This is a genomic window from Desulfovibrio sp. 1188_IL3213 (assembly GCF_036763145.1).
Taxonomy (GTDB): Bacteria; Desulfobacterota; Desulfovibrionia; order Desulfovibrionales; family Desulfovibrionaceae; genus Desulfovibrio.
Genome location: NZ_JBAIYR010000129.1, coordinates 1 through 5,611, shown reverse-complemented (window position 1 = coordinate 5,611; position 5,611 = coordinate 1). Strand labels below are relative to the sequence as shown.

General features: G+C 59.8%; 4 protein-coding genes and 1 pseudogene. All 5 read right to left on the bottom strand.

Going from position 1 to position 5,611, the window contains the following annotated elements; translation table 11 throughout:
- Positions 1–361, bottom strand: a pseudogene (locus V6C16_RS07005) (hypothetical protein); the annotation flags it as partial.
- Positions 362–617: 256 nt separating this feature from the next.
- A complete protein-coding gene (locus V6C16_RS07000) occupies positions 618–1,658 on the bottom strand; it encodes a DNA polymerase III subunit delta (protein WP_333542941.1) in 1,041 nt (346 codons plus the stop codon).
- A 348-nt stretch (positions 1,659–2,006) separates the two neighbouring features.
- Positions 2,007–4,520, bottom strand: a complete 2,514-nt coding sequence (gene leuS, locus V6C16_RS06995; RefSeq protein ID WP_333536846.1) for a leucine--tRNA ligase — start codon at positions 4,518–4,520, stop codon at positions 2,007–2,009.
- 13 nt (positions 4,521–4,533) lie between these two features.
- Entirely contained in the window at positions 4,534–5,028 is a 495-nt protein-coding gene (gene nusB, locus V6C16_RS06990) for a transcription antitermination factor NusB (protein ID WP_333536848.1), read from the bottom strand.
- A gap of 4 nt (positions 5,029–5,032) precedes the next feature.
- Positions 5,033–5,503, bottom strand: a complete 471-nt coding sequence (gene ribH, locus V6C16_RS06985) for a 6,7-dimethyl-8-ribityllumazine synthase (RefSeq protein WP_333536849.1) — start codon at positions 5,501–5,503, stop codon at positions 5,033–5,035.
- Positions 5,504–5,611: the final 108 nt, after the last annotated feature.

The following is a 5,611-nucleotide window of genomic DNA, read 5'->3' as shown; positions in this document are numbered from 1 at the left end:
GGCTCTGTGCCATACGGGCCACCGCCTGCGGCGTGGCCAGAACCTCGCGCTTGCGCACGGCCGAGTCCGTATAGCGGCTAAAGGTTTCGCGCAGAACCGTGAAAAAGGTCATGAGCCCCGGTCCAAAGCCGGGTACGGCCAGCAGTTCATCAGGCCTGGCGTTCATGACGCCTCGAATGCCGCCGAAGCGGCGCAACAGTTCCTTGGCCAGGGGCTTGGTATCCTTGCGTGTGAGACTGTACCCCAACAGGAGTTCCAGAAACTCATACTCCGCCATCCCGGCGGGGTCGCGCTCGAAGCGTTCACGCAGTCTGGCCCGGTGGCCTGTATGCGATGGTGTGGAACCTGACGTTGTTGCCATAAGGTAAGCAGTCTTGAAGGTTATGCAAGAGGGCAGGGGGATGACTACAGGGAAATTATCGCTTCAGGGGCGAAAAAACAAGCGGCAAGGCCAGTTCCGGACGCGCCACTAGAGCAGATTAACTTTGAGAATATACATTCGCAAAGTTTAAGGCACGCTCACTTCGGCGTTTAACCGCGCAGATAAACTGCGCTTACGCCTCCGTAGCGAACGCCTGCTCACGCAGCCGCCAGAGCAATTTCAAAGTGAAATTGCTCTAGGCGCGGCCTTGCGCCTGGGCGAAAAGGCTGGTCATGCGGGCGGCCAGAAAGTCCAGGCTCTGGTCGGGGCTGCGGCGACCGCTTTTGACCTGAAGCTCGGCGTCTACTATCAGGGACATGCCCTGGGCGATGCCTGCGGGGCCGAGACGCCGGGCAAGCTGTTTTTTGGCAGAGGCATCCTGCGGGCGCATACGCGGGTTTTCTCCGGCCTGGCACTGCCACAAAAGGCGCAATTCGCGGGCCAGCAGGGCCAGCAGGGAAAAAAGCAGGCTGTCGCCGTCCTTGTTGCGCGCAAGCTCTTTCCACACGGCGGACAGATTGCCCGCCTGCATCTGGCGGATGCAGGCGAAAACGTCGCATTCCGGACTCCAGGAGGCGGTGGAGAGCATTGCCGGATTGACGGCGTCGCCGTTTTTCCCTTCCGCCGTGCTGTCTGCCAGGGCACGGCGCAGCAGCATCAGTTTTTCCAGCTCGTTTTCAACGGCCAGGGCGTCGGGCGGCACGGAAGCGCAGAACTGTTCCAGGGCATCCGGGGCAAAGGGCAGCCCCAGAGCCTGGCTGCGCTGCAGCACGTGTTTTCGCAGAGTGCGTTCGCCAAGTCCCTCTTGCCGCCAGATCCAGCCTTTCTTGTCGGCAAAGGCCATGCAGGGCAGCTTGCCCAGGTGGGCGGGAACTTTGGGCTGGCCGCGTTCCCAGTTTACTTCAAGGCAAAAAAAGGGCCAGCACTGGTCAGAGGGGCGGGCCAGGGCATGGGAAATTTTTTTCCACACGGCGGCGGGCCACAGATTGGCCTGACGGACAATCAGGGCGCGGGGCGCGCCAAAAAGACCCTGCAGGGTCAGGTGTTCCCAGAATCTCTGTGGCGGTTCCTCGTCGCCCCAATAGACATGGCGCTCCCATTGCGCGGGAGCGTTCTGCGGCATGAGACCGCCAGCGGCAGACGGAGGAAACGCCTCCAGCTGGCGGGCGAGGCGGTCGCGCAGCAGTTGCCCGTCGGGGCAGACAAGAAAGGAAAAACCGGGACGAGTGGTGCTCATGATCCCATCATAGCGGTAAAAGTTTATGGGGGGAAGAGTTATGGGGAAGGGGAGTCCTTTGCGTCCTCCCCTTCCCCATCATATTCCCGGCCCATGATCGGCGGCCGTCGGCAGGCTTGTTCTGCATGCCGTCGGCGTGGCTGCGCCCTCGAAAAGGGGCTTTTGCGCCGCCGTCAGAGCGATCTCAAAATAAAACTGCTCTAGAGCAGATTAATGTTAAAATATAAATTATTTCAATGTGTTCATTCAGCAAAAAATGCGATTTCCGGCTGAATCCATGCCACGTTGTGGCGCGCTGCACTTTCGCGCAGCGTTAGAGCATTTACATTTTTTCAAAGTTAAAACGCCCTAGTTGGCGACGATGTTGACCAGCTTGCCCGGAACCACCACCACTTTACGGATGGTAAGCCCGGCCGTGTGGCGCTGCACCGAACTGTCTGCCAGGGCTGCCTCTTCCATAGCGGCCTTGTCGGCCCCGGCGGGAATCGCCACCGTACCGCGCAGCTTGCCGTTGACCTGAAGAGCCACGGTGACCGTATCCTGGGCCGTGGCGTCCTTATCCCACTGGGGCCAAGGCTCGTCGGACAGGGATGCAGCATGGCCGAGGCGGCTCCACAATTCTTCGCAGACGTGTGGAATTATGGGAGAAAGCAGGGTGATGACCGTGGCCGTGGCAGAAGAGAACACCCGCCTGTCGCCCTCGGTCGACCCCATTTTTTCACGTGCAATGTACATGGTGTTGACCAGTTCCATCACAGCGGCAATGGCCGTGTTGAACTGGAAGCGGTCGCCCATGTCTTCTCCGGCCTTTTTGACGGCCAGGTGTTCACGGCGGCGCAGGTCTCGCGCTTCGGGACTTTGGGCATCCTGGGCAGTGGACGTGCAGGCTTTAAGCGGCAGCAGGCGGTCCTGTTCTTCTACAAAAAGCCGCCACACGCGGTTGATGAAGCGCGAAGCTCCTTCAATGCCCGAGTCAGACCAGTCGAAGTCCCGCTCGGCAGGGGCGGCAAACAGGCAGAAAAGGCGCACGGTGTCTGCGCCGTATTTTTTGATCATTGCTGTGGGGTCAACCACGTTGCCCTTGGATTTTGACATCTTGCCGCCGTCTTTGAGCACCATGCCCTGGGTGAGCAGGTTGCTGAAAGGCTCGGAAAGCTCGGGCGGGAAGAATCCCATGTCGCGCAGCACCTTGGTGAAAAAGCGGGAATAGAGCAGGTGCAGAATGGCATGCTCCACGCCGCCGATGTACTGGTCAACAGGCAGCCAGTACTTCACCGCGTCCATAGCAAAGGGCGTTTCGGCGTCACGGGCGCTGGCAAAGCGCGCGAAGTACCATGAGGACTCCACAAACGTGTCCATAGTATCTGTTTCGCGCCGGGCCGGGCCGCCACACTGGGGGCAGGCGCACTGGGCGAAAGAGGGCGTATCGGCCAGCGGGGACCGACCGTCGCTGCGGGTTTTTACATCCAGCGGCAGCAGCACGGGCAGGTTTTCTTCCTTTTCCGGCACAGCACCGCACTTGTCGCAATAAATTACGGGGATAGGCGCGCCCCAATAGCGCTGGCGCGAGATGTTCCAGTCGCGCAGGCGGAACTGGGTAGTGGCTTTGCCCTTGCCGTCTTTTTCAAGGCTCTGGGCCACGGCTTTTTTGCCGTCTTCGTTGGGCATGCCGTCAAACTGGCCGGAATGGACCATGACGCCCTGGCCGGTATATGCCTCGGTCATGGCTTCAGGCGCAAGTTCCTGCCCTTCGGGGCAGATGACCACCTGCACGGGCAGGTCGTATTTACGTGCAAATTCAAAGTCGCGCTGGTCGTGAGCGGGAACGCCCATAACCGCGCCCGTGCCGTAGTCGGCCAGAACAAAATTGCCGAGCCACAGGGGAACGCGCTGACCCGTAAAGGGATGGAGCGCGTACGCACCGGTGAAGATGCCTTCTTTTTCCAGCAGGTCAGACTGGCGGTCCAGGCGGTCCATGTTGCGGATGCGCTCCACAAAGGCCCTGACCTCATCGGCTTTTTCGTAGCCCTGGATGAGGTGTTCCACCAGAGGATGCTCCGGGGCCAGGGTCATGAAGGTAACGCCGAAGACCGTGTCGGGTCTGGTGGTAAAGACATCAATGCCTTTTACGCCTTCCACGTTTTTTTCCAGACCAAAGGTGATGGATGCGCCGGTGGATCTGCCTATCCAGTTGCGCTGCATGGCGATGACGCGCTCGGGCCAGCCGCCCTCAAGCGTGCCGAGGTCGCGCAGCAGTTCGTCGCCGTAGGCCGTGATCTTGAGAAACCACTGGGTGAGGTCCTTTTGCACAACGCGGCTGTCGCAGCGCCAGCACAGGCCGTCAATGACCTGTTCATTGGCAAGCACCGTGTGGCAGGAGGGGCACCAGTTCTGCGGGGCCTTTTTGCGGTAGACGAGCCCTTTTTTCAGCAGGCGCAGAAAGAACATCTGCTCCCACTGGTAATATTCGGGGCGGCAGGTGGCGATTTCACGCGACCAGTCATAGGAATACCCCAGGCGCTTCAGTTGCGCGCGCATGGTGCGGATGTTGGCATACGTCCACTCCGCGGGATGGGTATTGTTTTTGATGGCCGCGTTTTCCGCAGGCAGGCCGAAGGCGTCCCAACCCATGGGATGCAGCACGTTATAACCCTGCATGCGTTTGCTGCGCGCCACCACGTCGCCTATGGAGTAGTTGCGCACATGGCCCATGTGTATGTTGCCCGAAGGGTAGGGGAACATTTCGAGCACATAATATTTGGGCTTGTTGCTTTCGTGGCTGCAGGCAAAGGCGTTTTCTGCCTGCCAGCGGGACTGCCATTTTTCTTCAATTGCTTGCGGATTGTAACGTTCTTGCGTCATGGGGCATACCGGTTCAGATAGAAGGATTGGAGGATGCGGCGCAGCGTTGCAGCTCGCCGTTTTCCAGAGCCTTGGCAACAGCGTCGAGAATGCCGTTGATGAAGTTCTTGGCATTGCCTTCGCCAAACTGGCGGCTCAGCTCCAGGGCTTCATTGATAGCCACCTTGGGCGGCACATCATTGCGAAAAACAAGCTCATACGCAGCCAGCCGCAGCAGGGTCAGCTCAACCCGGCCCATGCGGTCCACGCGCCAGTTGTGCGAAAAACGGCTGATGGTCTCGTCCAGAGCGGCGCTGTTGCTCCACACCCCTTCCACGAGTTCCCAGGAAAAGCCGCAGGCTTGCACAGGAACGCCGCTTTCCTCACTGCGCGCCAGATTGTCCGGCGACATGCGAAAGCTGCGGCGCAACTCTTCAAGGGAGCGGGCCGGCGTAAAAGAGAGACCGTACAGAACCTGAAAAGCCATCTCACGCTCACCGCGCCTGGTGGCATTTTTGCCTTTAGCCATGAGTTTACAACTGCTCCATGACGCGGATGGTTTCCAGCATGGCGGCAGCGGCTTCCACGCCCTTGTTGCCGGCCTTGGAACCTGCGCGCTCAATGGCCTGCTCGATATTGTCGCAGGTCAGCAGGCCAAAACCAACGGGCATGTTGTGCTGCAGCATGGCATGGGCAATGCCTTTGCTGGCTTCGGCGCACACATAGTCAAAATGGGGGGTTCCGCCGCGAATGACGGCGCCCAGGGCCAGAATGCCGTCATACTTGCCGGAAGCGGCCAGCTTCTGGCAGACAAGGGGCATCTCGAAAGCGCCGGGGATGCGCACCACCGTCACGTTTTCCATATCCAGGCCGTGACGCTCCAGGTAGTCGAGCGCGCCGCCCACCAGGCGGTCGACAATAAAGTCGTTAAAGCGGGTAGCCACAACGGCCACCTTGAGGCCCTTGGCGTCCAGTTGGCCCGCAATGGTTTTCACAGTGCTCATGGCGACTCCTCGGCGCAGTGATGCGCCCTGTTCCTTAAGTGATATATGGGTTCTAAAAATGTCATGCTGGCACGGCCGCAACCGCGCCCGGCGAATTCCGCCCGGAGG